This is a genomic window from Mesobacillus sp. (assembly GCF_049588175.1).
Classification (GTDB): Bacteria; Bacillota; Bacilli; order Bacillales; family Cytobacillaceae; genus Mesobacillus.
Genome location: NZ_JBAVFI010000626.1, coordinates 1 through 4,037, shown reverse-complemented (window position 1 = coordinate 4,037; position 4,037 = coordinate 1). Strand labels below are relative to the sequence as shown.

4 protein-coding genes and 1 pseudogene are annotated in these 4,037 nt (G+C 41.1%); 3 read left to right on the top strand and 2 right to left on the bottom strand.

Translation table 11 applies throughout. The features are described 5' to 3' along the window. Both WB217_RS15125 and WB217_RS15120 read right to left on the bottom strand, forming a co-directional pair. The coding region (locus tag WB217_RS15125) for a DUF2254 family protein (RefSeq protein ID WP_423994068.1) at window positions 1–515 on the bottom strand (515 nt) is incomplete at its 3' end. Between the two features lie 171 nt (window positions 516–686). After that, window positions 687–1,763: a lipocalin family protein gene (locus WB217_RS15120; RefSeq protein ID WP_423994067.1), complete on the bottom strand. Its 1,077-nt coding sequence runs from the start codon at window positions 1,761–1,763 to the stop codon at window positions 687–689. A 209-nt stretch (window positions 1,764–1,972) separates the two neighbouring features. On the opposite strand from WB217_RS15120, the gene rluF reads away from it, so the two are divergent. The 3 genes and pseudogenes from rluF to WB217_RS15105 all read left to right on the top strand — a co-directional run. Beyond that, entirely contained in the window at window positions 1,973–2,680 is a 708-nt protein-coding gene (rluF, locus tag WB217_RS15115; RefSeq protein WP_423994069.1) for a 23S rRNA pseudouridine(2604) synthase RluF, read from the top strand. A gap of 195 nt (window positions 2,681–2,875) precedes the next feature. Further along, window positions 2,876–3,784 (top strand): ABC transporter permease subunit, encoded by a 909-nt coding sequence (locus WB217_RS15110; protein ID WP_423994066.1) that lies wholly within the window; start codon window positions 2,876–2,878, stop codon window positions 3,782–3,784. 12 nt (window positions 3,785–3,796) lie between these two features. Beyond that, window positions 3,797–4,037 (top strand): annotated as a pseudogene (locus tag WB217_RS15105) (ABC transporter permease); the annotation flags it as partial.

The window sequence follows — 4,037 nt, the reverse complement described above, 5'->3', positions numbered from 1 at the left end:
CCATACGTTATTTCACGGATCAGCTTGCTGACCTGGATGGAGGTGGCCACGTTATGTATGAAATATGCAAAAAATGCCAGACAGATAAACGCAAGGAACACGCCGACAGTCGCCGAAATCACATCGTTTTTATACCAGGACTCGCTCATGAACAAGAGCGACAGGGTCGAATAGACAAAGCCGCCCATGAAAATACCCAGCACCCTCATTGTGACAGGGTCCTCAACAAAGTTATTGAGTGTTCTCGGAGAAAACTGTGATGAATAAGTAGTTAAAACGACCATAATGGTTGAAAAAGTAATCGTCGTCATCGTCAATAAAGCAGCAGAAATTGAGCCCAGGATTGTCTGGGCTAAATCAATACTTGTCATCAAGAACGAAGGAACAATCCCTTCAGCCAGCTCATTATGGTCGATATAGATGACAAGCAGCGCGAGTAAAAAAGCAAAAATACTATAAATGCCTGGCAACAGCCATATGCTTTCCCTAATCCTTAACACTATTTTCCGTACCAAACAATCCAGCTCCTCGGTTACCCACTCTTTCCTATCTTTATTTAGACCATTTGGAGCCTATTTAATCCTTTTTGTGCTGGATTAATTTTTTTCATCAAAACCAGCCAGCGAAGAACGAGATCAATAGTTAATACCCCAGATCGATTTGAGCTGGGGTGTGACTTCCTTGCCTTACGCATATCCTACCAGTTCCATAAATCCTATACCTTCCAATTCTTTTCTATTACCACTAGGAAGAATTTCAATCCCTTCTGCTCTGCACGTCCCCTCCCAAATTCCCTTGATGGGCCCGATGATTGGCATCTCCTGGTTTGGAAAGACTGCTTCAATGTGCAGTTCAATCGCAAACTCCGGTATACTTATCTGCCATTCTACTGGATATCTGGCATTGGTTTTTAAACTTTTCCAGTATTTTATTTTCTTAAAAGTTATATCCCTCGTGAACCGGATGGTACCATTCTTTTCTACTATATTCGCCATCGAAGAATCAGGTTTGCCTGAGGTCATTTCATTTAAAAGTAAATCGCGGCCATCGCTAAGCTGAATCCCAAACCAATTCCATCCTGACCCTTTTGCCAATGAATAATCCCTGCCCCATTGATGGTCGAACCAGCCTTGGCCTTTCACCGTTTCTGTTCCATTGTCCGTTTTTATTATTCCCTGGACCTTGTTCCGGGTAAAAGAATAGTAGTACAGATCATCCGGTTTCCCGTCGCCGCCAATTAACCCAACTGGCTTCAGAGGGGTGAATTCAAGCTGTACCTCTGAATCTCTTTCTTTTAAAAAAACGTCAAAAGCGTCCTCGGTTTCCCCCTTGAAGGTAAGTTTATGGCTGCCATAATTCAAATCAGTCGGATTTTCTATGATAGTAGTATTTTTAATCAGAGTATGAGGTGAAGGAATATCACCCTTTAATAGGCATTTATACAGCTTCCACATTCTATAATCAGTCGGGTGGAGCAGCAGGTGGAATGGCAGATAAATTGCCAGCATACCCATTTTCAATTTCCAATCGATACCCGAAAAATTGAATCGTTTTTTCCTATTTAAATCAATCAATGTATGGATGATATAATGCCCTTTGCCAATTTCAAGCTCGCCGACACGGAAAAAAGAGGCCATAACTGCATATCTCCCACCCCTGTCACCTTTAAGATGAGCGAAAAAGTACCACCATTCGATATTGGCATCATTATGAGGACGCACATCCTTTGGCAGTGTAATTCCATCCAATCGTTCATCATTCATCCCAGCACACACCTTCAGTTTTTAGTAAGGTATGCATGCACGGGCAAATGAGGGACTATAAGATGTTGGGTAATTAGATGGTCTGCACGAACGGCACGAAAAAAAATCCCTGGTGCCCAGATATCATTCGGATTATCAATTGCTTGAATTTAACCACGCAGTGGCATATTCTTAAGGATATATAATTCAGATTTAAGGATGGGATTAAGCTGCGTATCAATAAATTCATAAGTGAATCAGGAAAGACGTCCAGGCGCGGTGCTGACAGGCTGATTGAAGAAGGCCGCGTGACAATTAACGGGAAGGTTGCTAAAATCGGCAGCCAGGTAGATCCTGGGGATGATGTGAGAGTGAACGGCGAGCAAATCAGGATGGCCCAAAACTACGTTTATATAGCCCTGAATAAACCTGTTGGCATCACGAGTACGACCGAGAAACATGTAAAAGGAAATATTATCGACTTAGTCAATCACCCCCTGCGAATTTTTAATATCGGCCGCTTAGATAAAGACTCTGAGGGCTTAATCCTTCTGACGAATGACGGCGATATCGTGAATGAAATCCTGCGTGCTGAAAACAGGCATGAAAAGGAATACATCGTTTCAGTAGACAAACCTATCACGCCTGAATTCGTTAAAGCGATGTCAGAAGGCGTGAGGATTTTAGGAACGAAAACTCTGCCTTGTAAAATTGTCCAGCTTTCGAGATACGAATTCAACATAACGCTGACCCAGGGATTGAACAGGCAAATCCGCCGCATGTGTGAAGCTTTAGGCTATGAAGTATACAGGCTTCAGCGCATCCGGATCATGAATATTCACCTTGGTAATCTTCAGATTGGACAATGGCGCGACCTGTCGAAGAAAGAAAAGAAACAGTTATTCAGCGAACTGGATTATGAACCAAAGGAATGGTAAAAAAGAGGATGAGCATTTTCCGCTCATCCTCTTTTTTATGCTTCACAGCTGCGGGTTCCCTTTTCCCACCTAGCCCTGTTCTAAAGGAAACTGATATTAATAATGCCAAAAACTAATGGTACTTTTTTCGCTATTCCTTAAATAAATTGAAAAATAATAATTTAATTTCATAGAGAAAACATTAGGGGGATCATCTTGACACAGATAACAAGTAAAATTCTCTTTTTTCTAATGGTTAGTACCTGTTTAATTTTAATCGCACTATTTCCAAGGGATGCGATGGTGACTGGTAAAGGCAGAGCGGTAACAGTGGTTTATTCTTATGAATTTTCATGGCAGGTATATAAAGAGAATCTTACGGGCTTCTACAATGGGATGTTGAATGAAAAAACAATGGGGAAAACAAGGTATCATAAACCTGTTGAAGAGGAAATCGCGATCTATTTTCCGAGGAGTTTGAAAATCATCATCACAGCATTCTTCCTCAGTTTAGTTACTGGAATTGCTAAGGGTATATTTGATTTCAAGAAAACCCATAAGCCCGCCAACATTTTTGGGAACGGGACAACCTGGCTGTTTTTGTCCAATCCAGACTTTTTCATGATTCTCAGTGTGCAATGGGTGATCATCTTTTATTTCAATTGGATCGATATATTCGGCCATGAATACTGGTATAACTTCATCATCCCTTCTCTATTAGTCTCAATCTATCCATCTATGTACATCAGCAGAATCACATCTGCCGCGATCGCTGGTGAGGCGGTACAGCAATATGTTCAGGTAGCGAAATCAAAAGGTTTTAATCAAAATGCAATTATTCTGAAGCATATCCTGAAAAATTGTGCTAATCCAATCCTTAATAGCACTCCCTCAATGGTCATTTACATTTTGTCTAATCTTCTATTCGTCGAGTATCTCCTGGATTATAAGGGTGCGGCATATCGGTTGTGGCTGGCGCTCGATTTTAAATCAAGTATTTTCATAGGAAGAGAAACACTTTATGAGCCAAGCGTAGTTATTGGATTTGGAATTTGCTTTTTGGTCATTGTCTTGATTGTCCAAATAACCAGTCAGCTTGTTAGCAGGGTGATTGATCCTAGATAGGAGGGTGTTCATTTGAAAAATTGGTATTTAATTATTGGCACTGTCCTCTTAAGTCTTTTTTTACTCGTGACGTTTTTAGTCCCTCACCTGCCCTTTGTACAGGAAGGTCTTCAGATCAACCGCATAGTGAAGCTAGACGGACAATTTGAAAAGGCTCCTTTTCCTCCTTCTTCCAAGCATTTCTTAGGTACGGACAATGATGGCCGTGATGTATTAAGTCTCATTATTGCAGGAGCAAAGGATACAATCCTTT

Coding starts and splice junctions, on each gene's coding strand:
- WB217_RS15120 (WP_423994067.1), bottom strand. CDS start 1,763: ATGAATGATGAACGATTGGATGGAATTACACTGCCAAAGGATGTGCGT.